General features: G+C 54.8%; 19 protein-coding genes, 1 tRNA gene and 3 rRNA genes. 20 read left to right on the forward strand and 3 right to left on the reverse strand.

What is annotated here, in order from left to right:
* Window positions 1-49: 49 nt before the first annotated feature.
* From ubiE to hemB, 8 genes are all read left to right on the forward strand, one after another.
* A complete protein-coding gene (ubiE, locus tag SERAS12_RS01030; protein WP_013811104.1) occupies window positions 50-805 on the forward strand; it encodes a bifunctional demethylmenaquinone methyltransferase/2-methoxy-6-polyprenyl-1,4-benzoquinol methylase UbiE in 756 nt (251 codons plus the stop codon).
* 13 nt (window positions 806-818) lie between these two features.
* Window positions 819-1,427, forward strand: coding sequence for an SCP2 domain-containing protein (locus tag SERAS12_RS01035; protein WP_013811105.1), 609 nt, complete (start codon window positions 819-821; stop codon window positions 1,425-1,427).
* Complete coding sequence (ubiB, locus tag SERAS12_RS01040) at window positions 1,424-3,055, forward strand: ubiquinone biosynthesis regulatory protein kinase UbiB (protein WP_013811106.1); 1,632 nt, start codon at window positions 1,424-1,426, stop codon at window positions 3,053-3,055. The genes SERAS12_RS01035 and ubiB overlap by 4 nt, the downstream gene beginning before the upstream one ends.
* 80 nt (window positions 3,056-3,135) lie before the next feature.
* On the forward strand, window positions 3,136-3,399 hold the full coding sequence (gene tatA / locus SERAS12_RS01045) for a Sec-independent protein translocase subunit TatA (protein ID WP_006323098.1): 264 nt from the start codon (window positions 3,136-3,138) through the stop codon (window positions 3,397-3,399).
* A 3-nt stretch (window positions 3,400-3,402) separates the two neighbouring features.
* Window positions 3,403-3,984 carry a Sec-independent protein translocase protein TatB gene (gene tatB / locus SERAS12_RS01050; RefSeq protein WP_013811107.1) on the forward strand — a complete coding sequence of 194 codons (582 nt, stop codon included), beginning with the start codon at window positions 3,403-3,405 and terminating at the stop codon, window positions 3,982-3,984.
* Between the two features lie 3 nt (window positions 3,985-3,987).
* Window positions 3,988-4,758 carry a Sec-independent protein translocase subunit TatC gene (gene tatC / locus SERAS12_RS01055; protein ID WP_013811108.1) on the forward strand — a complete coding sequence of 257 codons (771 nt, stop codon included), beginning with the start codon at window positions 3,988-3,990 and terminating at the stop codon, window positions 4,756-4,758.
* 203 nt (window positions 4,759-4,961) lie between these two features.
* A complete protein-coding gene (tatD, locus tag SERAS12_RS01060) occupies window positions 4,962-5,744 on the forward strand; it encodes a 3'-5' ssDNA/RNA exonuclease TatD (RefSeq protein ID WP_013811109.1) in 783 nt (260 codons plus the stop codon).
* 14 nt (window positions 5,745-5,758) lie between these two features.
* The gene (gene hemB, locus SERAS12_RS01065) at window positions 5,759-6,781 is read left to right on the forward strand and encodes a porphobilinogen synthase (RefSeq protein WP_013811110.1); all 1,023 of its coding nucleotides are present in this window, start codon (window positions 5,759-5,761) and stop codon (window positions 6,779-6,781) included.
* Window positions 6,782-6,828: 47 nt separating this feature from the next.
* Here hemB and rfaH read toward each other — a convergent pair whose 3' ends face one another.
* Complete coding sequence (rfaH, locus tag SERAS12_RS01070; protein ID WP_013811111.1) at window positions 6,829-7,317, reverse strand: transcription/translation regulatory transformer protein RfaH; 489 nt, start codon at window positions 7,315-7,317, stop codon at window positions 6,829-6,831.
* Between the two features lie 245 nt (window positions 7,318-7,562).
* Here rfaH and pepE point away from each other — a divergent pair, with 245 nt between their 5' ends.
* The 3 genes from pepE to fre all read left to right on the forward strand — a co-directional run bounded on the left by pepE (window position 7,563) and on the right by fre (window position 10,625).
* A complete protein-coding gene (gene pepE / locus SERAS12_RS01075) occupies window positions 7,563-8,288 on the forward strand; it encodes a dipeptidase PepE (protein WP_013811112.1) in 726 nt (241 codons plus the stop codon).
* Between the two features lie 88 nt (window positions 8,289-8,376).
* Window positions 8,377-9,873, forward strand: a complete 1,497-nt coding sequence (ubiD, locus tag SERAS12_RS01080; RefSeq protein ID WP_111738389.1) for a 4-hydroxy-3-polyprenylbenzoate decarboxylase — start codon at window positions 8,377-8,379, stop codon at window positions 9,871-9,873.
* 50 nt (window positions 9,874-9,923) lie between these two features.
* The gene (gene fre / locus SERAS12_RS01085; RefSeq protein WP_013811114.1) at window positions 9,924-10,625 is read left to right on the forward strand and encodes an NAD(P)H-flavin reductase; all 702 of its coding nucleotides are present in this window, start codon (window positions 9,924-9,926) and stop codon (window positions 10,623-10,625) included.
* Window positions 10,626-10,797: 172 nt separating this feature from the next.
* Here fre and fadA read toward each other — a convergent pair whose 3' ends face one another.
* Both fadA and fadB read right to left on the reverse strand, forming a co-directional pair.
* Entirely contained in the window at window positions 10,798-11,961 is a 1,164-nt protein-coding gene (gene fadA / locus SERAS12_RS01090) for an acetyl-CoA C-acyltransferase FadA (protein WP_004951042.1), read from the reverse strand.
* 10 nt (window positions 11,962-11,971) lie between these two features.
* A complete protein-coding gene (gene fadB / locus SERAS12_RS01095; protein ID WP_013811115.1) occupies window positions 11,972-14,161 on the reverse strand; it encodes a fatty acid oxidation complex subunit alpha FadB in 2,190 nt (729 codons plus the stop codon).
* 234 nt (window positions 14,162-14,395) lie between these two features.
* Here fadB and SERAS12_RS01100 point away from each other — a divergent pair, with 234 nt between their 5' ends.
* The 9 genes from SERAS12_RS01100 (at window position 14,396) to rrf (ending at window position 25,246) form a co-directional block, all read left to right on the forward strand.
* Window positions 14,396-15,592 carry an MFS transporter gene (locus SERAS12_RS01100; RefSeq protein ID WP_013811116.1) on the forward strand — a complete coding sequence of 399 codons (1,197 nt, stop codon included), beginning with the start codon at window positions 14,396-14,398 and terminating at the stop codon, window positions 15,590-15,592.
* 113 nt (window positions 15,593-15,705) lie between these two features.
* Window positions 15,706-17,037: a Xaa-Pro dipeptidase gene (gene pepQ / locus SERAS12_RS01105; protein ID WP_013811117.1), complete on the forward strand. Its 1,332-nt coding sequence runs from the start codon at window positions 15,706-15,708 to the stop codon at window positions 17,035-17,037.
* Window positions 17,037-17,651 (forward strand): IMPACT family protein, encoded by a 615-nt coding sequence (locus SERAS12_RS01110; protein ID WP_013811118.1) that lies wholly within the window; start codon window positions 17,037-17,039, stop codon window positions 17,649-17,651. Before pepQ ends, SERAS12_RS01110 begins: the two co-directional genes overlap by 1 nt.
* A 34-nt stretch (window positions 17,652-17,685) precedes the next feature.
* Window positions 17,686-19,137 (forward strand): Trk system potassium transporter TrkH, encoded by a 1,452-nt coding sequence (gene trkH / locus SERAS12_RS01115; protein WP_013811119.1) that lies wholly within the window; start codon window positions 17,686-17,688, stop codon window positions 19,135-19,137.
* Between the two features lie 22 nt (window positions 19,138-19,159).
* A complete protein-coding gene (gene hemG / locus SERAS12_RS01120) occupies window positions 19,160-19,693 on the forward strand; it encodes a menaquinone-dependent protoporphyrinogen IX dehydrogenase (protein WP_013811120.1) in 534 nt (177 codons plus the stop codon).
* A 409-nt stretch (window positions 19,694-20,102) separates the two neighbouring features.
* A 16S ribosomal RNA gene (locus tag SERAS12_RS01125) occupies window positions 20,103-21,644 on the forward strand.
* Window positions 21,645-21,789: 145 nt separating this feature from the next.
* Window positions 21,790-21,865 (forward strand) — tRNA-Glu (locus SERAS12_RS01130).
* A gap of 246 nt (window positions 21,866-22,111) precedes the next feature.
* Window positions 22,112-25,022: ribosomal RNA gene (locus tag SERAS12_RS01135) — 23S ribosomal RNA — on the forward strand.
* Window positions 25,023-25,130: 108 nt separating this feature from the next.
* Window positions 25,131-25,246 (forward strand): 5S ribosomal RNA (gene rrf, locus SERAS12_RS01140).
* The 16S, 23S and 5S rRNA genes sit together here with 1 tRNA gene alongside, the layout of an rRNA operon.
* Window positions 25,247-25,413: the final 167 nt, after the last annotated feature.

Here is a 25,413-nt window from a genome sequence, read left to right on the forward strand (position 1 = left end):
GTTCTGGTACACTCGACCACACAAAATTGACTGAATAGCAGGCAGGACAATGGCAGATCAATCGCAGGAAACCACAGATTTCGGTTTTCGCACCGTAGCTAGAGACGAAAAGCAGGCCATGGTGGCAGACGTTTTTCATTCGGTAGCGGCAAAGTATGACGTGATGAACGACCTGATGTCGTTTGGCATCCACCGTATCTGGAAGCGGTTTACCATTGACTGCAGCGGCGTGCGCCGTGGACAGCGTGTGCTGGATCTGGCCGGCGGCACCGGCGATCTGGCCGCCAAGTTCTCCCGCATGGTCGGTGAGCAAGGGCAGGTAGTGCTGGCGGACATTAACGACTCCATGCTGAAGATGGGCCGCGAGAAGCTGCGCGATCGCGGCATTATCGGCAACATCAGCTATGTGCAGGCTAATGCTGAAGCGCTGCCGTTCCCGGATAACTATTTTGACTGCATCACCATTTCCTTCGGCCTGCGCAACGTCACCGACAAAGACAAAGCGCTGCGTTCGATGTTCCGTGTGCTGAAGCCAGGCGGCCGCCTGCTGGTGCTGGAGTTCTCCAAACCGCTGCTGGCGCCGCTGAGCAAAGCCTATGATGCCTATTCGTTCCACGTGCTGCCGAAAATCGGCGAGCTGGTGGTGAAGGATCCGGAAAGCTACCGTTATCTGGCCGAGTCGATCCGCATGCATCCCGACCAGGAAACGCTGAAGGGCATGATGGGGTCGGCCGGTTTCGACAACGTGACCTATTTCAATCTTACCGGCGGTATTGTGGCCCTGCATCGTGGCTTCAAGTTCTGATATGGACATGCCGATGCTGCTAACCCCCTTGTTGACCGGCGCGCTGGAGACATCGCTCAATAGCCTGCTGTTCCGCGATCGCAGTATGAAGGCCGCCCGTCTGCGGTTGGCCGGCAAAATACTGCGTATTGAGTTGCAGGAACTTGCTTCGCCGCTGGTGCTGATCTTCAGCGAACAGCGGGTGGACGTGCTTGGCCAGTCTGAAGATACCGCCGATTGCACGGTGCGCAGCCGGGTATCGGTGTTGTTGAAGTTGCGCGATCGTCAGCAGCTTTCGCCATTGATGCGCAGCGGCGAGTTGATCGTCGAGGGCGATATTCAGGTGGTGCAACAACTGGTGGGGCTGCTTGATCTGGCAGAGTGGGATCCGGCGGAATGGCTGGCACCCTATATCGGTGATATCGCCGCGCAGGGTATTACCCAGGTGCTCGGTAAAGGCGCAAGCCTGTTGAGATCGGGGTTGCAGCGTCAGCAGCATTACGTGGCGGAAACCCTGACGGAAGAGTGGCGCGTGGCGCCGGGGCCGCTGGAAGTGGTGTGGTTCAACGAGGAAGTTGACGCCACCGTTCGCAGTGCCGAAGCGCTGATTGCCCGCATGGACAAGTTGGAGGGTAAACGATGACCCCTGGCGAACTACGCCGCCTGTATTTGATCGTCCGCGTTTTTCTCAGCTATGGCCTGGATGAACTGATCCCCAAGATGCGCCTGACGTTGCCGTTGCGTTTTGGCCGCCGCCTGCTGTTTTGGATGCCAAACCGCCATGCAGACAAGCCTCTGGGCGAGCGTTTGCGCCTGGCTCTGCAAGAACTGGGGCCGGTATGGATCAAGTTCGGTCAGATGATGTCCACTCGCCGCGACCTGTTCCCACCGCAGATTGCCGATCAACTGACCTTGTTGCAGGATCGGGTTGCGCCGTTCGACGGCGCGTTGGCGCGCAAGCACATCGAATTGGCGATGGGTGGCCCGCTGGAAACCTGGTTCGATGATTTTGACCAGCAGGCGCTGGCATCTGCATCGATAGCGCAGGTGCATACTGCGCGCCTGAAAACTACCGGGCAAGAAATTGTGCTGAAGGTCATTCGGCCGGATATTGGGCCTATCATCAAGGCCGATGTTCGCCTGATGTATCGTTTGGCCGGCTGGGTGCCGAAGCTGATGCCGGATGGGCGTCGCTTGCGGCCGCGTGAAGTGGTGCGCGAGTACGAAAAGACCCTGCTGGACGAGTTGAATCTGCTGCGTGAAGCGGCAAATGCCATCCAGCTGCGCCGTAATTTTGATGGTAGCCCGATGCTGTACGTACCGGAGGTTTACTCTGATTACTGCCGTGAAAGCGTGCTGGTGATGGAGCGCATCTACGGTATCCCGGTATCGGATATCGCTACGCTGGAAAAACAGGGCACCAACATGAAGTTGTTGGCCGAGCGTGGGGTGCAGGTGTTCTTTACCCAGGTATTCCGTGACAGCTTTTTCCATGCGGACATGCATCCTGGTAATATTTTTGTCAGCTACGAGCACCCTGAAGATCCCTGTTATATCGGCATTGACTGCGGCATCGTCGGCTCGCTGAACAAGGACGACAAACGCTATCTGGCGGAAAACTTTATCGCCTTCTTCAACCGCGATTACCGCAAAGTGGCGGAGCTGCACGTCGATTCGGGCTGGGTACCGCGTGATACCAACGTAGAGGACTTCGAGTTCGCCATCCGCACCGTGTGCGAGCCGATCTTCGAGAAGCCGTTGGAGGAGATTTCGTTCGGCAACGTGCTGTTGAACCTGTTCAATACCGCACGCCGCTTCAATATGGAAGTGCAGCCGCAACTGGTGTTATTGCAGAAGACCTTGCTGTATGTTGAAGGCCTGGGGCGGCAGCTCTATCCGAAGCTGGATTTATGGACTACCGCCAAGCCGTTCCTTGAGAGCTGGATGCGCGATCAGGTCGGCATACCGGCGGTGATTCGCGCCCTGAAGGAAAAAGCGCCGTTTTGGGCGGAGAAGCTGCCTGAATTGCCTGAATTATTTTACGATAGCCTGCAGCAGCATAAACGGTTGCAACAAAGCGTTGATAAGCTGACCCATCAGATGCAGGGCCAGCGCGTTCGTCAGGGGCAATCGCGTTATTTGTTCGGCGTTGGCGCTACACTGTTAGTAAGCGGTACGATTTTGCTGTTAGGGAAGGTCGAGATTTTTCCCGCGTGGCTGATGGCTGCCGGCATCGTATCCTGGGTGATTGGCTGGAAGCGAACCACCTGAATTGATTCAAAACTCTGGTAAAAACGGCCGTATAATGCGGTAGATTTTGAAAAAACCCTGTAAAAATAGAGGTAACTGCAATGGGCGGTATTAGTATTACGCAATTGTTGATCATCGCGGTGATCGTGGTGCTGCTGTTTGGTACCAAAAAACTCCGTACGCTGGGTTCCGATCTCGGCGCATCCATCAAGGGTTTTAAAAAGGCGATCGGCGACGACAACACGCCTCCGACCAACACGGCTGAGAAAAGCAGCCTGGATGACGCTGACTTCACGGCAAAGCCTATTACCGATAAGCAGCCGGAAGTGAAAACGGAAGAGTCGAAGAACAAAGAGCAGGTATAAACCGTGTTTGACATAGGGTTTAGTGAACTGCTGCTGGTTTTGGTCATTGGCCTGGTGGTACTCGGGCCAGAACGGTTGCCGGTAGCGGTTAGAACAGTTTCGGGTTGGATCCGCGCCCTGCGTTCGTTGGCGGCTTCGGTACAGAATGAACTTTCTCAGGAACTGAAGCTGCAGGAACTGCAAGACAGCCTGAAAAAGGTTGAGAAGGCGGGCCTGCAGAATTTGTCACCAGAGCTGAAGGCGTCAATGGATGAACTGAAAGACGCTGCGGAATCGCTGAAGCGCTCTTATCATCATGGCGAAGACAAAGACGAACCGGCGCACACCATCCACAACCCTCTGGTCACCGACCCGGAAGCCATTCATGACGGCGTGACCCCGGCGGAGGCTGCGACCACCGCCGCCTCACCGGCTGCCGTACCGAAACCGGTAGCGCCGGAGCCTGTCGTTGCGGCAACGCCGCAGGCAGTGCAAGCGCCGGCCGCGCAGCCGGTTAAGCAGCCTGCTGCGGCGACCGTGGAGGCAACCCCAGAACCTGTTGCGGATAAAACCCCAGCGTCTCACCAACCTAGTGGCGATCGTTAAAACATGGCTGTTGAAGATACCCAACCCCTTATCAGTCATCTGATAGAACTGCGTAAGCGGTTGTTAAACTCGATTATCAGCGTGCTGGTGATCTTCCTGGTGCTGGTTTATTTCGCCAACGACATTTATCAACTGGTGTCTGCGCCGCTGATCAAACAGCTGCCTGCCGGGGCTAGCATGATCGCCACCGACGTGGCGTCACCGTTCTTTACCCCCATCAAGCTGACCATGATCGTCTCGGTGTTTGTTTCTGCGCCGGTGATCCTGTATCAGGTCTGGGCCTTTATTGCCCCGGCGCTGTACAAGCATGAACGCCGCCTGATGATGCCTTTGCTGGTCTCCAGCAGCTTGCTGTTTTATCTCGGCATGGCGTTTGCCTATTTTATCGTGTTCCCGCTGGCGTTCGGTTTTTTTGCCAAGACCGCGCCGGCTGGGGTCATGATAGCCACCGACATCAATAACTACCTCGATTTCGTCATGGCGCTGTTTATGGCGTTTGGCGTGGCGTTTGAGGTGCCGGTTGCCATTATTCTGCTGTGCTGGAGTGGCGTCACTTCGCCGGAAGACCTGAAAAAGAAACGACCTTACGTCCTGGTCGGGGCTTTTGTGGTTGGCATGTTGTTAACGCCGCCGGATGTCTTCTCGCAGACCTTGCTGGCGATCCCGATGTATCTGCTGTTTGAAGTGGGCGTATTCTTTGCCCGTTTCTACACCGGCAAACGCCGCCCGCGACCGGAAGAAGAAGACGAGGGTGACGACCCCCCGGCAGCTTAATCCGCGTTTTGTCTCTAAAGCTGCCCGATGGGCGGCTTTAGATTGATGACAAACACCCGAAAAGCGTGGTTTTCGGGTGTTTGGGGTAACCCGTAAACATAATCCTTTGTTTTTAATCGCACGAAGATCATTACTTTTAAGCGCAGAGGACTTTGTCGGCCGTATCAAGCCGCCCAATGGGCGGCTTTTGCTTTGGAAAAACCATGTTTGATATCGGTGTTAATCTTACCAGCTCGCAGTTTGCCAAAGACCGCCCAGCGGTGGTGGATCGCGCACGCGCCGCAGGGGTGAAGGGGTTGCTGATTACCGGTACCGACCTGCAGGAGAGCCAGGCCGCCAGTGAACTGGCGCAGCCCCATGCCGGCTACTGTTGGTCTACTGCCGGTGTGCATCCACATCAGGCGAGCAGTTGGAACGACCGGGTTGAGGAGCAAGTTCGCGCCTTGGCCTCCCGGCCAGAGGTGGTAGCTATCGGTGAATGCGGGTTGGATTTCAACCGCAATTTCTCCACCCCGGAGCAGCAAGAAGAGGCTTTCAGCGCCCAGTTGGCGTTGGCCGCAGAGCTGAGGGTGCCGGTATTTCTTCATTGCCGCGATGCGCACGCACGTTTTGCCGCGCTGTTGGTGCCGTGGTTGGATAAACTGCCTGCGGCTGTGGTGCACTGCTTTACCGGCACCGCCCAGGAATTAGACAGCTGTCTGTCGCTGGGTCTTTCGATCGGCATTACCGGTTGGGTCTGTGATGAGCGGCGTGGCCTGGAGCTGCGAGCGCTGTTGCCGCAGATCCCGGCGGACCGTTTATTGCTGGAAACCGACGCACCCTATCTGTTGCCCCGGGATTTACACCCTAAACCCGCATCTCGCCGCAACGAACCCTGTTTTTTGCCTCATATCGTCCGGCAGGTGGCTGCCTGGCGGCAAGAAGATCCTGAATGGTTGGGGCAGAAAACCGATGAGAACGCCCGCCGGCTGTTCCGGCTGGTATGAGTTAGGAGAAAACTATGAGCTATGCATTTCCGGGCGTCTTTCCAGGCCGCCGTATGCGCCGTGTGCGCCGTCATGATTTCAGCCGTCGTCTGGTGGCGGAGAATCAACTGACGGTTAACGACCTGATTTATCCGGTATTTGTCATGGAAGGCAGTAACCGTCAGGAAGCGGTAGCATCCATGCCAGGCGTATCGCGCATGAGTATCGATCTGCTGATTAAGGAAGCGGAAGCCATCGCCAAACTTGGCGTGCCGGTGATCTCCCTGTTCCCGGTGATTGAACCGAGTCTGAAGTCATTGCATGCGGAAGAAGCTTATAATCCGGACGGTTTGGTGCAACGTACGGTGCGTGCGTTGAAAGACGCGGTGCCAGAGTTGGGTATTCTGACTGACGTGGCACTGGATCCTTACACCACTCACGGCCAGGATGGCGTGATTGATGAGCACGGCTACGTCATTAACGATATCAGCAAAGATATACTGGTGCGTCAGGCATTATCCCATGCGGAAGCCGGAGCGGAAATCGTGGCGCCGAGCGATATGATGGACGGCCGTATCGGCGCTATCCGCGATCGTCTGGAGCATCAGGGGCTGGTTAATACCCAGATCATGGCGTACTCCGCCAAATATGCCTCCTGCTACTATGGCCCGTTCCGCGATGCGCTCGGTTCCAGCAGCAATCTGAAAGGCGGCAATAAGAAAACCTATCAGATGGACCCTGCCAACAGTGACGAAGCGCTGCAGGAAATTGCGCAAGATCTCCAGGAAGGCGCGGATATGGTGATGGTGAAACCCGGTATGCCTTATCTGGATGTGGTGCGTCGGGTGAAAGACACCTTTGGCGTGCCGACCTTTGCCTATCAGGTTTCAGGTGAATATGCGATGCACATGGCGGCGATTCAGAACGGTTGGTTGCAGGAGCAACCGGCGGTGATGGAGTCGCTGATGTGCTTTAAGCGCGCCGGGGCTGATGGCGTGCTGACCTACTTCGCCAAGCGGGTAGCTCAGTGGATGCATGATGAAGCGATGCAGCGCTAAGGCGTGAGTATCCAATAACAAAGGCGCCTTTTGGGCGCCTTTTCGCTTTATAGCTTTTGGAACTGCCGATTATCAACGCTTTGGCTGACCTGCTTGTTAATCAGGTTCAGCAGCAGCATTGAGCGCGCTTCCCCGTCCGGCTCGGTGTAAATCGCTTTCAGCCCTTCGAACATGCCGTCGACGATCAGCACGGTATCGCCCGGCTGAGGGGTTTCCGGGTCGAAGTAGGTTTCACAGGCATGAGTCTGCAGCTCTTCGATAACCTTCTGCGGGATGGTCGTCGGCAGCGAACCAAAGCGCACGAAATGGCTGACACCACGCGTTGCACTGATGGTCGTGGTGTGAATACGCTCCGGATCGAACTCCACAAACAGGTAGTTGGGGAACAGAGGCTCGCTGACCGCAATGCGTTTGCCGCGCACGACTTTTTCCAGTGTGATGATCGGGCTCAGGCAGTTCACTTCCTGTCGCACCAGATGTTCCTGCGCCCGTAAAAGTTGGCCGCGTTTGCAATACAGTAAGTACCAAGATTCCATAATTTCACATGCCTTTCTGTCAGCCGGTAAGCATATCAAAAGCCGGTACGGATACATAGTGATGCAGGTTTTAGCCTGTAACAGCTGTTATCTGCATGAATCGTTGGCAATTAGCGGAGAGTCACACACTTATTCGCACGGCTTGGGTATAACAGAGGGCTAAAAATTTGTTACCGTCGCAAGTATGCCTTGGCCTGATGTGGCCTGATGTGACGCTATTCATCGTTTTTGATTGAGGGGAAGACATGGAGTTATTTCTGTTGAGCAACGGCAAGCTGTCCGGCGAGGATGAATTGTTGGGTTATGCCAAAAGCCGACTGCTGGCGATGATCGAGCGCCGCGGGATTACGTCTGCCGTATTCGTCCCTTATGCCTTGATCCGTACTGACTACGATCAACGCGCGCAGGAACTGGCACAGACCCTGGGTATCCAGGTGACCAGCATTCATCACGCCGAATCTCCGGCGGCGGCGATTGATCAGGCGCAATGCATTTTGGTCAGTGGCGGCAACACCTGGATGCTGAACCAGATGCTGCATGAAAAGGGCCTTATCGTCCCCATCCAGCGGGCGGTTCGTGAACGTGGTGTACCCTATGTTGGTTGGAGCGCCGGCTGCAATGTCGCGACGCCAAGCATTCGCACCACTAATGATATGCCGGTGCGCAACAGCGTAGTGTTGCCGGCATTGGGTTTGTTCCCGGTACAGATTAACCCGCACTATATTGATGCTCATATCAGTGGCCACATGGGCGAAACCCGCGATGAACGTTTGGCGGAGTTCTGCGCGGTCAATCCGAGCGAATCGGTTGTGGCGCTGCGCGAGGGCAGCCTGCTGCACGTTGAGGGCAATGATTTACGCTATTTCAGCGCCAGAGCTCAGGGCTTCAAGGTATTCCGCCACGGTGTGGAGGCCCAGGAGTATGACAATACGCAGGCGCTACGCCCGCTGGTGCCATTCACGTGCCACTGAGAACCGGCGATGTCTTTACCGGTGTTTAACAAAAGTGCAGCAACAACCGTGAAGAGGGCTTATAATGCCCTCCTCACTGGCCGTTATAATGATCAGCATGAAATACCGTGACTTACGCGATTTCCTCTCGTTGCTGGAAAAGAGAGGGGAACTAAAACGCATCAGCCAGCCGATTGATCCCTATCTGGAAATGACAGAAATTGCCGATCGTACTTTACGTGCGGGCGGCCCGGCGTTGCTGTTCGAAAACCCGAAAGGGTATGACATGCCGGTGCTGTGCAATCTGTTCGGCACGGCCAATCGCGTGGCGATGGGCATGGGCCAGGAGGATGTCAGCTCATTGCGCGAGGTCGGCAAACTGTTGGCGTTTCTTAAAGAGCCGGAGCCGCCGAAGGGGTTTCGCGATCTGTTCGACAAGCTGCCGAAGTTCAAGCAAGTGCTGAATATGCCGACCAAGGTACTGGGCTCCGCGCCTTGCCAGGAGCAGGTATGGCAGGGCGATGACGTCGATCTCGGCCGTATTCCGGTGATGCACTGCTGGCCTGAAGACGCCGCACCGCTCATCACCTGGGGGCTGACCGTTACCCGCGGGCCGCAAAAAGAGCGGCAGAACCTGGGCATTTACCGTCAGCAGGTGCTGGGCAAGAATAAAGTGATCATGCGTTGGCTGTCGCACCGCGGCGGCGCGTTGGATTACCAGGAGTGGTGCCAGGCGCATCCCGGTGAGCGTTTCCCGGTTGCGGTCGCATTGGGTGCGGATCCCGCCACTATCCTCGGTGCCGTCACGCCGGTGCCGGACAACCTGTCTGAATATGCCTTTGCCGGGCTGTTGCGCGGCAATAAAACCGAAGTGGTCAAATGCATTTCCTGCGATCTGGAAGTACCCGCCAGTGCGGAAATCGTATTGGAAGGCTACATTGAGCCGGGTGAAATGGCGCCAGAAGGTCCTTATGGCGATCACACCGGTTACTACAACGAGATAGATCACTTCCCGGTATTCACCATCACCCACATCACCCAGCGTCGCGATGCAATTTATCACTCGACCTACACAGGTCGTCCGCCGGATGAGCCGGCGGTCTTGGGTGTGGCGCTGAACGAAGTCTTTGTTCCCATCTTGCAAAAGCAGTTCCCGGAAATCGTAGATTTCTATCTGCCACCAGAAGGCTGCTCTTACCGCCTGGCGGTGGTGACTATCAAGAAACAGTATGCCGGTCACGCCAAGCGCGTGATGATGGGCGTCTGGTCGTTCCTGCGTCAGTTCATGTACACCAAGTTTGTTATCGTCTGTGATGATGACATTAACGCACGTGACTGGAATGATGTGATTTGGGCGATCACCACCAGAATGGATCCGGCAAGGGATACCGTTATGGTGGAGAACACGCCGATCGATTATCTGGACTTCGCCTCTCCGGTTTCCGGATTGGGCTCGAAGATGGGGCTGGATGCCACCAATAAATGGCCGGGTGAAACCCAGCGCGAATGGGGCCGTCCAATTCAGATGGATGAAAAGGTGCGCGCGCGCGTCGATGAAATCTGGGATGAGCTCGCAATTTTCAGTGACAGAGAACCGACGTTGTAGCGTCAGGCTCCGTTCTCAGTTTTGCATTGATGACCCGACAGAGGGAACGCATGACAATATTGAGCTGTAAAGTGACCTCCGTAGAGGCCATTACCGATACGGTTTATCGGGTACGTTTGGTGCCAGAGGCGCCGTTTTCTTTCAAGGCAGGACAGTATCTGATGGTGGTGATGGATGAGCGCGACAAGCGTCCTTTCTCGCTGGCATCGACGCCTTCACAGCAAGAATATATCGAGCTGCATATCGGCGCTTCGGAGCTGAATCTGTACGCTATGGCGGTGATGGATCGCATTCTGAAAGAGCAGGCGATTACCGTCGATATCCCGCACGGCGACGCTTGGCTACGAGAAGAAGGCAGCCGTCCGTTGGTGTTGATCGCCGGCGGTACCGGCTTCTCCTATGCGCGTTCAATTCTGCTGACTGCGCTGGAGCAACAGCCTGACCGCGATATCTCTATCTATTGGGGCGGGCGCGAGCTGAAGCACCTGTATGATTTGAGTGAGCTGGAAGCGCTGTCGTTGCAACACCCGAACCTGAAGGTGATCCCGGTGGTCGAACAGCCGGAAGACGAGTGGCGTGGCCGCAGCGGCACGGTGCTCAGTGCGGTATTGCAGGATTTCGGCACGCTGGCTGAGCACGATATTTATATCGCCGGCCGGTTCGAGATGGCCAAAATTGCCCGCGAGCGTTTCTGCGCTGAACGCGGTGCGCAGGAAGCGCATATGTTTGGCGACGCCTTCTCGTTCATCTGAGGCGTAAGGTTGGTATAAAGTGGGGTAGCCGGTGGCTGCCCTTTTTTATTGGGGCGCCTGTAGATTTCAGGCATAAAAAAACCCGCCCCTGACAGGCGGGAAGTACGGCAACTAAACTTGTCGGGATGCTGCGGTTTGAATGAGTTACGCAGTCATCCCAAGATAGACACAGCTAAACGCGTTCAAATACGGTGGCAATCCCCTGACCCAGGCCGATACACATGGTCGCCAGACCAAATTGCACGTCACGGCGTTCCATGTTGTTCAACAGCGTGGTGGAGATACGTGAGCCCGAGCAGCCCAGAGGGTGGCCCAAGGCAATGGCACCGCCGTTCAGGTTAATCTTATCGTCGATGCTGTCCAACAGCCCTAGATCCTTGATGCAGGGTAGTGACTGGGCGGCAAAGGCTTCATTCAATTCAAACAGATCGATGTCCTGTATGCTCAGGCCGGCACGCTTCAGCGCCAGTTTGCTGGCCGGTACCGGGCCATAACCCATAATGGACGGATCGCAACCGACCACCGCCATAGAACGAATGCGGGCGCGGGCTTTCAGGCCGAGCGCTTTGGCGCGTGATTCGCTCATCAGCAACATGGCGGATGCACCGTCGGATAAGGCCGAAGAGGTGCCGGCGGTTACAGTACCATTGACCGGATCGAACGCCGGTCGCAGCGCAGCCAGGCTGGCAACGGTGGTTTCCGGGCGAATGACTTCGTCGTAGTCATAACGGGTCAGCACGCCATCGGCGTCATGGCCGGTGGTGGGGATGATTTCATTTTTGAAGTAACCGGCCAGGGTGGCGGCGTGCGCGCGTTGGTGCGAGCGTGCCGCGAATTCATCCTGCATCTGGCGGCTGATATTGTGCATCTTGGCCAGCATTTCGGCGGTCAGACCCATCATACCGGCGGCTTTCGCTACGCTACGGCTCAGGCCTGGGTGGAAATCGACGCCGTGATTCATCGGCACGTGGCCCATGTGCTCAACGCCGCCAATCAGGCTAACCTGCGCATCGCCGACCATAATGGCGCGTGCTGCGTCGTGCAGAGCCTGCATGGACGAGCCGCACAGTCGGTTGACGGTAACGGCCGGTACGCTATGCGGGATTTCGGCCAGCAGCGAGGCGTTACGGGCAATGTTAAAACCCTGCTCCAGCGTTTGTTGCACGCAGCCCCAGTAAATATCGTCAATTTCGGCCGCGTCCAGAGCCGGGTTACGGCTCAGCACGGCACGCATCAGGTGAGCGGAAAGATCTTCAGCGCGTACCTGGCGGAAAGCGCCGCCCTTGGAGCGGCCCATCGGCGTGCGTACGGCGTCAACAATAACTACGTTTTCCATCTTTATGACCTCATGCCGGTTGGCCAGTGGCGATATCGGACAATGGCGTCGCCACCGGGTAGTAGCTTTCATTACGTTCAGCTTTGGTGCGCAGGCCGGCAGGCACTTGATACAGAGCGCCAAGATGCGTGTAACGCTGGGCCAGTTCGACATAGTTGGCGGTACCAAGCGTATCCAGGTAACGGAATGCCCCACCGTGGAACGGAGGGAACCCGATGCCGTAAACCAATGCCATATCGGCTTCAGCCGGGCTGGCGATGATGTTTTCTTCCAGGCAGCGCACCACTTCGTTGATCATCGGGATCATCATTCGAGCGATAATTTCTTCATCACTGATGGTCTGGCGTGGCTGGGAGACTGCGGCCAACAGCGCATCGGTCTGCTCATCGTTATCTTTACGCGGCTTGCCTTTGTTGTCCTGACTGTAACGGTAGAAGCCCAACTGGTTTTTCTGACCAAAACGTTGGTTGTCGAACATCACGTCAATGGCGTCGCGATAATCTTTGCCCATACGCTCAGGGAAACCGGCAGCCATTACCGCCTGGGCATGGTGCGCGGTATCGATCCCCACCACGTCGAGCAGGTAAGCCGGGCCCATTGGCCAGCCAAACTGTTTTTCCATTACCTTATCGATTTGGCGGAAATCCACCCCATCACGCAGCAGCATGCTGAAGCCGGCAAAATAGGGGAACAGTACGCGGTTGACGAAGAACCCCGGACAGTCGTTGACCACGATCGGCGTTTTGCCCATGCGGGTGGCGTAGGCCACTACGGCGGCGATGGTGTTGTCGCTGGTCTGCTCGCCGCGGATGATTTCCACCAGCGGCATGCGGTGCACCGGGTTAAAGAAGTGCATGCCACAGAAGTTTTGCGGGCGCTTCAGCGATTTTGCCAGGTGATTAATCGGAATGGTCGAGGTATTGGATGCCAGCACTGTGTCTTCACCGATCAGACCTTCCACCTCGGACAACACTGCCGCTTTAATCTTCGGATTCTCGACCACAGCTTCAACGATCACCTGCGCGCGTTCGATACCGGCATAATCCAGCGTCGGTTGAATGGTCGACAGCACCTGCGCCATCTTCAGGCCATCCAGTTTGCCGCGCTCCAGCTGTTTGTTCAGCAGCTTGGCGGCTTCATTCATGCCAAGCGCCAGGGATTTGTCGCTGATGTCTTTCATTATCACCGGCACGCCTTTCAGCGCGGACTGGTAAGCGATGCCGCCTCCCATGATACCGGCGCCCAGAACCGCAGCCTGCGTCGGCGCTTCCACGTTTTTGGCCAGCTTTTTCGCCTGGCTTTTCACAAACTGATCGTTGAGGAAGATACCGACCAGTGCGCGCGCTTCGTTGGAACGGGCCAAAGGCACAAAGCTGGCGGTTTCCAATTTCAAGGCTTCATCGCGGCCCAATTTGGCGGCGGCTTCGATGGTTTTCACCGCAGTCATCGGCGCTGGATAATGTTTTCCTGCGGTTTGCAGCACCATGCCTTTGGCAGTGGTGAAGCTCATGGCCGCTTCGATTGGGCTGAGTTTCAACGGATCGAGTTTCGGTTGACGATAGGCGCGCCAGTCCAACTGGCCATCAATGGCCTGTTGCAGCATTTTCAGCGCGGCTTCTACCAGTTTTTCCGGTGCGACCACCGCATCCACCAGACCGACCTTCAGCGCGTCTTTGGCGCTGACGTCTTTACCGGCGGCGATAATCTCCAGTGCGCTGTCGTTACCCAACAGGCGTGGCAAGCGAACGGAACCGCCGAAGCCCGGCATAATGCCCAGCTTGGTTTCCGGCAGGCCAATGCGCGCATCGGGAGAGGCGACCCTGAAGTCGGTTGCCAGAATGCATTCGCAGCCGCCACCGAGCGCATAGCCGTTAATGGCCGAAATGGTCGGTACCGGCAGATCTTCCAGCCGGTTAAAGGTCGCGTTGGCGAAGGCCAGCCATTGGTGCAATTTTTCAGCCGGAGCCGCGAACAGCGAAAGGAATTCGGTGATATCGGCACCGACAATAAATGCGGCCTTGCTGGAACGCACCAGCAGCCCTTTCAGCTCGGTCTGTTTTTCCAGTACGTCGAGCGCTTCGCCCAGGCTGGCAACGGTGCGGGTATCCAGCTTGTTTATCGAGCCCGGGGCATTGAACACCAACTCGGCGATGCCGTTATCGAGCCAGTGCAGTTGTAATGTTTCGCCTTGGTAGAGCATGTCTATCTCCTGAATCAGCGTTTGATCTGGTATGACCAGATGATGAGGAGTGTGGTTTTTATGTTAACAATATGCAAATCAGAGATTGCGTTTTTGCAAAGCGGATCACATGGCAATGATCTAATATATTGATTTAATATAAAAATTATATTTTAGATATTCTTGTCATTTGCCGGGAACCAAAAGGCCCAATACACTTGCCCAAGATAGAGCGCTATCCATGCAGGGGGCAGGATGAGTAAAGCGGTATGTGCAAGACAGAGCGGATTTTGGAGTATTCCCGCCAGAACCATGACACTGTCGTGTTTGCTGGTCTTTATGGCGCAGATGGCGACAACGGTGTATTTGCCTTCTTTGCCGACGGTGATGCAGGAACTGGCGATGACGCGCCGCGCCACTGAGCTTTCCATATCCCTGTTCGTGATTGGTGCCGCACTGCCGGTGCTGTTTTGGGGGGCCGCGGCCGATCGTTTTGGCCGCCGTCTACCGCTGACGCTTTCCCTGGTGTTGTTTATCGGTTGCAGCGCGCTGTTGGCGTTTTGTCACAATGGCATCCAACTGTTGGTGCTGCGCGCCTTGCAGGGCGTTGCTGCCGGCGGTGCGGCGATCATCGCGCGCATCATTGTGCGTGACAACTGGAGCGGGGATGAGCTGGCGCGGCGTCTCTCGGTGCTGTCGATAGCCTTTATCACTGCACTGGGCGGCGGACAGTTTATTGGCGGGCTGCTCAGCCGGTATTCGCACTGGCAAATGGGTTTTGTGCTGATGGGGCTGACCGGGCTGGCGATCCTGCTGTTAATGGCGACGTTGCCGTTGGAGGCGGGCCGTGCGGTGGGCCAACGCCCTGCAATGGCGGCGACCTATTGGCGTATCCTGCTTCGTCCGGGTTTTTTCTGGCCGGCCTGCGTGGGCGGGTTGGGGTTTGCTACTACAGTAACCTTGCAGGAAGTCAGCCCGTTTGTGATGCAGCAGGGCTTTGGCCTCAACGTTACCGCCTTTGGTGCGCTGGGGCTGGTGATCGGCGTGGCTTACTTTACCGGAGCGATGGCGGTGAACCGTACGGTGGCGCGCTTGGGCGGCAAACGGCTGATGCAGGTGGGAACGAGCCTGGTCGCATTGGCGACCGCTGCGATCATGCTGTTGTGGTGGAGTGGGATGTTGGTGGGAGTTTCCGGCATGACGATATTCATCACCTTGTATTGCCTGACGATTTTTGGCCAGGCGGTGCTGTTCCCGAATAGCATGGCGATGGCCGTCAGCGACGCTAAAGAACAGGGGGCTTATGCCATGGCGCTATGCGGTTTTCTGCAGCAATGCCTGGCGGGCGTGGCCGCAGCCGGTGCTGTCTTGCTGGAGCATCGTGGTCTGTGGACGGTGGCAATTGCACTGCTTGGTTTACTTGGGTGGCTGATTGTTCAGCGGCGGATGTAACGACGTTTACGCTGATTTGCGAACTGCCCCGCATGCCGGAAGTGATGGGGTTGGTGCGCCAGAGCGGTGTGTTAAGATGGCGCATTCCGTTTTAAGGGTATAAGGGTATTGTGATGGAAACGCTGGCTTCATTGTATAACGACCACCTGGCAGAGCTGCAAAAACGGGCGCGCGAAGTATTGGCGCGCAACAAACTGGATGCTTTGTTGATTCACTCCGGAGAACTGCAACGGGTTTTTCTGGACGACCATAGCTATCCGTTCAAAGTGAATGCGCACTTCAAGGCTTGGGTGCCCGTCACATCGGTACCGAACTGCTGGTTATGGGTGGATGGCGTTAACAAACCGAAGCTGTGGTTCTATTCGCCGGTTGATTACTGGCACAGCGTTGAGCCGCTGCCGGACAGCTTCTGGACCAAGTCCATTGATTTGTTGCCGCTGGCCAATGCGGATGATATCGCTCAGCAGCTTCCTGCTCAGCGTGAGCGCGTGGGCTATATCGGTTACGGGCAGCAACGCGCCCGCGATCTCGGTATCCCAGCGGAAAACGTGAACCCGAAAGCGGTGCTGAACTACCTGGATTTCCATCGCTCAATCAAAACCGGTTACGAGCAGGCCTGCATGCGCGAAGCGCAAAAGACGGCCGTTATGGGGCACCGCGCAGCCCATGAAGCCTTCCTGTCCGGCATGAGCGAGTTTGACATCAATCAGGCCTACCTTACTGCTACAGGTCACCGCGATACCGATGTGCCTTATGACAATATTGTGGCGCTGAATGAACATGCGGCAGTGTTGCATTACACCAAGCTGAACCATCAGCCGCCAGCCGAAGCGCTGAGCTTCCTGCTTGACGCCGGTGCGGAATACAACGGCTATGCCGCCGATTTGACGCGCACTTACGCAGGCCAGAGCGGCAGTGATTTCGCGCAGTTGGTGAAGGACCTCAATGCCGAGATGTTGGCGCTGGTGGGTACCATCAAAACGGGAGTGCGCTACACCGACTACCATGTGCAGATGCATCAACGTATCGCCAAACTGCTCAAGAATCACAAGCTGGTGAGCGGTATCAGCGAAGAAGCCATGGTGGAACAGGGGATCACCACTCCATTCCTGCCGCATGGCCTTGGCCATCCTCTGGGCTTGCAGGTGCACGACGCCGCCGGCTTTATGCAGGACGAGCAGGGTACACATCTGGCAGCGCCGTCCAAATATCCGTTCCTGCGCTGTACCCGAGTGTTACAGTCCGGCATGGTGCTGACTATCGAACCTGGCCTGTATTTTATTGAGTCATTATTGGCGCCATGGCGTAGCGGTGAGTTTAGCAAGCACTTTGCCTGGGATCGTATTGATGCGCTGAAACCTTATGGGGGGATGCGTATTGAAGACAATATCGTGATCCACGAGAAGCGTATCGAGAACATGACGCGCGATCTGAATCTGGCCTGATGCAGCCTTATCCGATCCCTGCAGGGCCCATCAGCGTCAGCGAGGAGATAAAGAAGAGTCGTTTTATCACCCTGCTGGCGCCGACGTGCGGGACCGATGCAGCAAAGGCATTTATCCAACAGACCCGTGATGAGCACCCGGCGGCAAGGCATCATTGTTGGGCGTTTATCGCCGGGCCACCGAATGATTCACAGCAGTTGGGTTTCTCCGACGACGGTGAGCCTTCCGGCACCGCGGGTAAACCGATCCTCGCGCAGCTTATGGGCAGCGGCATAGGTGAAATTACCGCCGTAGTGGTACGTTATTACGGCGGTATCAAGTTGGGCACCGGTGGCCTGGTGCGAGCCTATGGCAGCGGCGTGCAGCAGGCGCTAAAGCAGTTGATTGTGATCCACAAGGTTCCGCAGGCCGAATATACTTTGCTATGTGACTATGCGCAGCTGGCGCTGGTCGAGAATCTGTTACAGCAAACTGAAGGGCGGATCGTTCAGGGTGAATATGGCGCCTGCGTCATGCTGCATCTGGCTTTGCCGGTAACCGTCGTTGAGACCTTTGGGAAAAAATTACGTGATCTCAGTCGCGGTAATTTGCAATTGACCCCTGTTTCGCAATAATTCCCCCAACTGAATTGCTAAGGATCGTGCTGAAATGCATTTTCGCGCCATAACCCGTATCGTAGGTTTGCTGGTCATCTTATTCTCCGGGACGATGTTTATTCCTGGTCTGGTGGCGTTGATATATCGCGATGGGGCGGGCAGGGCTTTCAGCCAGACCTTCTTTGTGGCGGTGACGATTGGCCTGATCCTGTGGTGGCCTAATCGTAAACAAAAACATGAGCTCAAGCCACGCGAAGGTTTCCTGATTGTAGTGCTGTTCTGGACGGTACTGGGTAGCGTGGGGGCACTGCCATTTTTGTTCTCGGAACGACCTAATCTGTCGCTTACTGATGCTTTCTTTGAGTCGTTTTCCGGCTTGACTACCACCGGCGCGACGACGCTGGTGGGGTTGGATTCGTTGCCTAAAGCCATTTTGTTCTACCGGCAGATGCTGCAGTGGATGGGTGGGATGGGGATCATCGTATTGGCGGTAGCAATATTGCCGATCCTCGGCGTCGGCGGCATGCAGCTGTATCGCGCGGAAATGCCCGGCCCGCTGAAAGATAACAAAATGCGCCCGCGTATCGCCGAAACGGCCAAAACCCTGTGGCTGATCTATGTTCTGTTGACGATTGCCTGTGCGCTGGCGTTATGGGGCGCGGGGATGTCAGTCTTTGACGCTATCGGCCACAGCTTCTCGACCATCGCCATCGGTGGTTTCTCTACCCACGATGCCAGCATCGGTTATTACGCCAGTCCGACCATCAACACCATAATTGCTATTTTCCTGTTGATCTCTGGTTGTAACTACGGCTTGCACTTCGCTCTGCTAAGCGGCCGCAGCCTGAAAGTGTACTGGCGCGATCCTGAGTTCCGCATGTTCATTGCCGTGCAGTTTACGTTGGTAGTGGTCTGTACTGCGGTACTGTGGGGCCATGGCGTCTATAAAACCGGCATGGAGACACTTAATCAGGCTTTCTTCCAGGTGGTGTCTATGGCGACGACGGCGGGTTTTACCACTGACAGTATTTCCAAGTGGCCGCTATTCCTGCCCATGTTGCTGTTGTGCTCTGCCTTTATTGGCGGCTGTGCAGGCTCGACCGGCGGCGGTCTGAAGGTTATCCGTATTTTGTTGCTGTATCTGCAAGGTTCGCGTGAGCTGAAAAGGTTGGTGCATCCTAATGCGGTTTATACCATTAAGCTGGGTCACCGTGCGCTGCCGGAAAGGATCCTGGAGGCGGTGTGGGGATTCTTCTCAGCTTACGCCCTGGTATTTATCGTCAGCATGTTGGCGATTATCGCCACCGGCGTTGATGATTTCTCCGCCTTTGCCGCCGTAACAGCAACGCTGAACAACCTTGGGCCGGGGCTGGGCGTGGTAGCGGATAACTTTACTACTATGCCTGCGGCGGCGAAGTGGATTCTGGTACTGACCATGCTGTTCGGACGACTGGAGGTCTTTACGCTGCTGGTTCTCTTTACGCCAACGTTCTGGCGTGAATGATCCTGATAGAAGGAGTAACGCCGTGAAGGCACTGATTCTTTATTCGAGCCGTGATGGGCAAACGCGTTCTATCGCTTCTTATATAGCAAGTAAATTGCAGGATACATTGGGCTGTGACGTGATTGACTTGTTGCAGGCAAACAATGTCGATCTCAGCCAGTATCAACAGGTGTTGATTGGCGCTTCGGTGCGTTACGGCCATTTCCATCCGGTGCTGGAAAAGTTCGTTAAGCAGCATGCCGACCAGTTGAACCAGATACCGAGTGCGTTCTTTTCCGTTAACTTGACCGCCCGCAAGGCGGACAAACGTTCGCCGCAGACCAATGCCTATACCCGTAAGTTCTTGCTTTCCTCGCCATGGCAGCCAAAACAGTGCGTGGTGTTTGCCGGCGCGCTGCGCTACCCGCGTTATCGTTGGTTTGATCGCGTCATGATTCAATTTATTATGCGTATGACGGGAGGAGAAACGGATACCAGTAAAGAGGTGGAGTATACCGATTGGCAGCAGGTGGACCGTTTTACCCAAGAGTTTGGCCAAATTCAGTATGAAAAGTGACGGAATCGCTGGCTTGTGCAGCGTTTTGCCGAAAAAATCCGCGCTTGAAAAGTTTTTTGCATTTAGGGGTTGCGGCCTTCTGAGAACTCCCTATAATGCGCCTCCACTGACCGGGAACAACGACTCCTCTAACGAGAACAAGTCGCCAGGTCGGTAAGAGAAAAGCGAAATAAACGCTTGACTCTTCGGGTGAAAAGCGTAATATACGCCACCTCGAGATAGCAAGCTACGGCGGCTAACTCACTGCTCTTTAACAATTTATCAGACAATCTGTGTGGGCACTCCACAAGACGATATCCAGTACCTTCGGGTACGAAAAAATATCAAGTCTTGAAGAGTGACTACTGAAGTAAAATTCATTTAGTAACCTTTGAGCATCGCTTCACGAGTTGAAGCAAATCGAACTTTTAAATTGAAGAGTTTGATCATGGCTCAGATTGAACGCTGGCGGCAGGCCTAACACATGCAAGTCGAGCGGTAGCACAGGAGAGCTTGCTCTCCGGGTGACGAGCGGCGGACGGGTGAGTAATGTCTGGGAAACTGCCTGATGGAGGGGGATAACTACTGGAAACGGTAGCTAATACCGCATAACGTCTACGGACCAAAGTGGGGGACCTTCGGGCCTCACGCCATCAGATGTGCCCAGATGGGATTAGCTAGTAGGTGGGGTAATGGCTCACCTAGGCGACGATCCCTAGCTGGTCTGAGAGGATGACCAGCCACACTGGAACTGAGACACGGTCCAGACTCCTACGGGAGGCAGCAGTGGGGAATATTGCACAATGGGCGCAAGCCTGATGCAGCCATGCCGCGTGTGTGAAGAAGGCCTTAGGGTTGTAAAGCACTTTCAGCGAGGAGGAAGGGTTCAGTGTTAATAGCACTGTACATTGACGTTACTCGCAGAAGAAGCACCGGCTAACTCCGTGCCAGCAGCCGCGGTAATACGGAGGGTGCAAGCGTTAATCGGAATTACTGGGCGTAAAGCGCACGCAGGCGGTTTGTTAAGTCAGATGTGAAATCCCCGCGCTTAACGTGGGAACTGCATTTGAAACTGGCAAGCTAGAGTCTTGTAGAGGGGGGTAGAATTCCAGGTGTAGCGGTGAAATGCGTAGAGATCTGGAGGAATACCGGTGGCGAAGGCGGCCCCCTGGACAAAGACTGACGCTCAGGTGCGAAAGCGTGGGGAGCAAACAGGATTAGATACCCTGGTAGTCCACGCTGTAAACGATGTCGATTTGGAGGTTGTGCCCTTGAGGCGTGGCTTCCGGAGCTAACGCGTTAAATCGACCGCCTGGGGAGTACGGCCGCAAGGTTAAAACTCAAATGAATTGACGGGGGCCCGCACAAGCGGTGGAGCATGTGGTTTAATTCGATGCAACGCGAAGAACCTTACCTACTCTTGACATCCAGAGAATTCGCTAGAGATAGCTTAGTGCCTTCGGGAACTCTGAGACAGGTGCTGCATGGCTGTCGTCAGCTCGTGTTGTGAAATGTTGGGTTAAGTCCCGCAACGAGCGCAACCCTTATCCTTTGTTGCCAGCGATTCGGTCGGGAACTCAAAGGAGACTGCCGGTGATAAACCGGAGGAAGGTGGGGATGACGTCAAGTCATCATGGCCCTTACGAGTAGGGCTACACACGTGCTACAATGGCGTATACAAAGAGAAGCGAACTCGCGAGAGCAAGCGGACCTCATAAAGTACGTCGTAGTCCGGATTGGAGTCTGCAACTCGACTCCATGAAGTCGGAATCGCTAGTAATCGTAGATCAGAATGCTACGGTGAATACGTTCCCGGGCCTTGTACACACCGCCCGTCACACCATGGGAGTGGGTTGCAAAAGAAGTAGGTAGCTTAACCTTCGGGAGGGCGCTTACCACTTTGTGATTCATGACTGGGGTGAAGTCGTAACAAGGTAACCGTAGGGGAACCTGCGGTTGGATCACCTCCTTACCTAATGATATTGATTCGAGTGGCGTGCTCACACAGATTGTCTGATGAAAAAGTAATGAGCAAAAGCGCTACCTGTTGATGTAATGAGTCTCTGACTCATGCTGATACGAACCGATTAAGACGTTCAGTTTAATCGGATTTTCGTGTCCCCATCGTCTAGAGGCCTAGGACACTGCCCTTTCACGGCTGTAACAGGGGTTCGAATCCCCTTGGGGACGCCAATCCGATAATGAGTGAAAGACATTATCACCGGTTAGTCATAACCGAAAAAATCTTAAAGATGACTCTTGCGAGTCGTGTTTAAGATATTGCTCTTTAACAATCTGGAACAAGCTGAAAATTGAAACATGACAGCTGAAACTTATCCCTCCGTAGATGTATTGGGGTAAGGATTAACCTGTCATAGAGTCTCTCAAATAAACAGCACGACAGTGTTTTCTGTTTACAGAAACATCTTCGGGTTGTGAGGTTAAGTGACTAAGCGTACACGGTGGATGCCTAGGCAGTCAGAGGCGATGAAGGGCGTGCTAATCTGCGAAAAGTGTCGGTAAGGTGATATGAACCGTTATAACCGGCAATACCCGAATGGGGAAACCCAGTGCAATTCGTTGCACTATCATACGATGAATACATAGTCGTATGAGGCGAACCGGGGGAACTGAAACATCTAAGTACCCCGAGGAAAAGAAATCAACCGAGATTCCCCCAGTAGCGGCGAGCGAACGGGGAACAGCCCAGAACCTGAATCAGTTTGTGTGTTAGTGGAAGCGTCTGGAAAGTCGCACAGTAAAGGGTGATAGTCCCGTACACTAAAATGCACATTCTGTGAGTTCGATGAGTAGGGCGGGACACGTGACATCCTGTCTGAATATGGGGGGACCATCCTCCAAGGCTAAATACTCCTGACTGACCGATAGTGAACCAGTACCGTGAGGGAAAGGCGAAAAGAACCCCGGCGAGGGGAGTGAAATAGAACCTGAAACCGTGTACGTACAAGCAGTGGGAGCCTACTTTGTTGGGTGACTGCGTACCTTTTGTATAATGGGTCAGCGACTTATATTTTGTAGCAAGGTTAACCGTATAGGGGAGCCGTAGGGAAACCGAGTCTTAACTGGGCGAATAGTTGCAAGGTATAGACCCGAAACCCGGTGATCTAGCCATGGGCAGGTTGAAGGTTGGGTAACACTAACTGGAGGACCGAACCGACTAATGTTGAAAAATTAGCGGATGACTTGTGGCTGGGGGTGAAAGGCCAATCAAACCGGGAGATAGCTGGTTCTCCCCGAAAGCTATTTAGGTAGCGCCTCGTGAACTCATCTTCGGGGGTAGAGCACTGTTTCGGCTAGGGGGCCATCCCGGCTTACCAAACCGATGCAAACTCCGAATACCGAAGAATGTTATCACGGGAGACACACGGCGGGTGCTAACGTCCGTCGTGAAGAGGGAAACAACCCAGACCGCCAGCTAAGGTCCCAAAGTCATGGTTAAGTGGGAAACGATGTGGGAAGGCATAGACAGCCAGGATGTTGGCTTAGAAGCAGCCATCATTTAAAGAAAGCGTAATAGCTCACTGGTCGAGTCGGCCTGCGCGGAAGATGTAACGGGGCTAAACCATGCACCGAAGCTGCGGCAGCGACGCTTAGGCGTTGTTGGGTAGGGGAGCGTTCTGTAAGCCGTTGAAGGTGGCCTGTGAGGGTTGCTGGAGGTATCAGAAGTGCGAATGCTGACATAAGTAACGATAAAGCGGGTGAAAAACCCGCTCGCCGGAAGACCAAGGGTTCCTGTCCAACGTTAATCGGGGCAGGGTGAGTCGACCCCTAAGGCGAGGCCGAAAGGCGTAGTCGATGGGAAACAGGTTAATATTCCTGTACTCGGTGTTACTGCGAAGGGGGGACGGAGAAGGCTAGGCTAGCCGGGCGACGGTTGTCCCGGTTTAAGCGTGTAGGGGGAGAGAATTGGTAAATCCGTTCTCTTATTCAACCCTGAGGCGTGATGACGATGCACTACGGTGCAGAAGTAGTTGATGCCAAGCTTCCAGGAAAAGCCTCTAAGCATCAGGTAACACAGAATCGTACCCCAAACCGACACAGGTGGTCAGGTAGAGAATACCAAGGCGCTTGAGAGAACTCGGGTGAAGGAACTAGGCAAAATGGTGCCGTAACTTCGGGAGAAGGCACGCTGGCGCGTAGGTGAAGAGACTTGCTCTCGGAGCCGAAGCCAGTCGCAGATACCAGCTGGCTGCAACTGTTTAATAAAAACACAGCACTGTGCAAACACGAAAGTGGACGTATACGGTGTGACGCCTGCCCGGTGCTGGAAGGTTAATTGATGGGGTCAGCCGCAAGGCGAAGCTCTTGATCGAAGCCCCAGTAAACGGCGGCCGTAACTATAACGGTCCTAAGGTAGCGAAATTCCTTGTCGGGTAAGTTCCGACCTGCACGAATGGCGTAATGATGGCCAGGCTGTCTCCACCCGAGACTCAGTGAAATTGAACTCGCTGTGAAGATGCAGTGTACCCGCGGCAAGACGGAAAGACCCCGTGAACCTTTACTATAGCTTGACACTGAACATTGAGCCTTGATGTGTAGGATAGGTGGGAGGCTTTGAAGCGTGGACGCCAGTCTGCGTGGAGCCAACCTTGAAATACCACCCTTTAATGTTTGATGTTCTAACTCGGCCCCGTAATCCGGGGTGAGGACAGTGTCTGGTGGGTAGTTTGACTGGGGCGGTCTCCTCCCAAAGAGTAACGGAGGAGCACGAAGGTTAGCTAATCACGGTCGGACATCGTGAGGTTAGTGCAAAGGCATAAGCTAGCTTGACTGCGAGAGTGACGGCTCGAGCAGGTACGAAAGTAGGTCTTAGTGATCCGGTGGTTCTGAATGGAAGGGCCATCGCTCAACGGATAAAAAGGTACTCCGGGGATAACAGGCTGATACCGCCCAAGAGTTCATATCGACGGCGGTGTTTGGCACCTCGATGTCGGCTCATCACATCCTGGGGCTGAAGTAGGTCCCAAGGGTATGGCTGTTCGCCATTTAAAGTGGTACGCGAGCTGGGTTTAGAACGTCGTGAGACAGTTCGGTCCCTATCTGCCGTGGGCGTTGGAAGATTGAGAGGGGTTGCTCCTAGTACGAGAGGACCGGAGTGAACGCACCACTGGTGTTCGGGTTGTCATGCCAATGGCATTGCCCGGTAGCTAAGTGCGGAAAAGATAAGCGCTGAAAGCATCTAAGCGCGAAACTTGCCTCGAGATGAGTCTTCCCTGGGCCTTTAAGGCCCCTGAAGGAACGTTTAAGACTAAGACGTTGATAGGCTGGGTGTGTAAGTGCAGCGATGCATTGAGCTAACCAGTACTAATGATCCGTGAGGCTTAACCTTACAACACCGAAGGTGTTTTAGAGAGATTAGTGTAGATTTTCAGCGAAGTTCCGAGATTGGTTTCAATGGCGACACGAGAGTGAAGCGGTTGGAATGAAACAGAATTTGCCTGGCGGCAATAGCGCGGTGGTCCCACCTGACTCCATGCCGAACTCAGAAGTGAAACGCCGTAGCGCCGATGGTAGTGTGGGGTCTCCCCATGCGAGAGTAGGACACTGCCAGGCATCAAACAAAGTCGAAAGCCTCATGCGAAAGCATGGGGCTTTTTGCTTTGCGGTCAGGAAATACCAGACGCAGCTCAATTTACCGCCACTTCACGAATAAAATACTGCTTAAATTATACTTATAACCATAAGTGGGAGCGATGTTTAAAAATGATAAATAATTTCAT

Source organism: Serratia sp. AS12, from assembly GCF_000214195.1.
Classification (GTDB): domain Bacteria; phylum Pseudomonadota; class Gammaproteobacteria; order Enterobacterales; family Enterobacteriaceae; genus Serratia; species Serratia plymuthica.

Excerpts from the sequence above, each read along its gene's own strand:
- ubiE (WP_013811104.1), top strand. The coding sequence starts at position 50 with ATGGCAGATCAATCGCAGGAAACCACAGATTTCGGTTTTCGCACCGTA.
- SERAS12_RS01035 (WP_013811105.1), top strand. The coding sequence starts at position 819 with ATGCTGCTAACCCCCTTGTTGACCGGCGCGCTGGAGACATCGCTCAAT.
- ubiB (WP_013811106.1), top strand. The coding sequence starts at position 1,424 with ATGACCCCTGGCGAACTACGCCGCCTGTATTTGATCGTCCGCGTTTTT.
- tatA (WP_006323098.1), top strand. The coding sequence starts at position 3,136 with ATGGGCGGTATTAGTATTACGCAATTGTTGATCATCGCGGTGATCGTG.
- tatC (WP_013811108.1), top strand. The coding sequence starts at position 3,988 with ATGGCTGTTGAAGATACCCAACCCCTTATCAGTCATCTGATAGAACTG.
- tatD (WP_013811109.1), top strand. The coding sequence starts at position 4,962 with ATGTTTGATATCGGTGTTAATCTTACCAGCTCGCAGTTTGCCAAAGAC.
- hemB (WP_013811110.1), top strand. The coding sequence starts at position 5,759 with ATGAGCTATGCATTTCCGGGCGTCTTTCCAGGCCGCCGTATGCGCCGT.
- rfaH (WP_013811111.1), bottom strand. The coding sequence starts at position 7,317 with ATGGAATCTTGGTACTTACTGTATTGCAAACGCGGCCAACTTTTACGG.
- pepE (WP_013811112.1), top strand. The coding sequence starts at position 7,563 with ATGGAGTTATTTCTGTTGAGCAACGGCAAGCTGTCCGGCGAGGATGAA.
- ubiD (WP_111738389.1), top strand. The coding sequence starts at position 8,377 with ATGATCAGCATGAAATACCGTGACTTACGCGATTTCCTCTCGTTGCTG.
- fre (WP_013811114.1), top strand. The coding sequence starts at position 9,924 with ATGACAATATTGAGCTGTAAAGTGACCTCCGTAGAGGCCATTACCGAT.
- fadA (WP_004951042.1), bottom strand. The coding sequence starts at position 11,961 with ATGGAAAACGTAGTTATTGTTGACGCCGTACGCACGCCGATGGGCCGC.
- fadB (WP_013811115.1), bottom strand. The coding sequence starts at position 14,161 with ATGCTCTACCAAGGCGAAACATTACAACTGCACTGGCTCGATAACGGC.
- SERAS12_RS01100 (WP_013811116.1), top strand. The coding sequence starts at position 14,396 with ATGAGTAAAGCGGTATGTGCAAGACAGAGCGGATTTTGGAGTATTCCC.
- pepQ (WP_013811117.1), top strand. The coding sequence starts at position 15,706 with ATGGAAACGCTGGCTTCATTGTATAACGACCACCTGGCAGAGCTGCAA.
- SERAS12_RS01110 (WP_013811118.1), top strand. The coding sequence starts at position 17,037 with ATGCAGCCTTATCCGATCCCTGCAGGGCCCATCAGCGTCAGCGAGGAG.
- trkH (WP_013811119.1), top strand. The coding sequence starts at position 17,686 with ATGCATTTTCGCGCCATAACCCGTATCGTAGGTTTGCTGGTCATCTTA.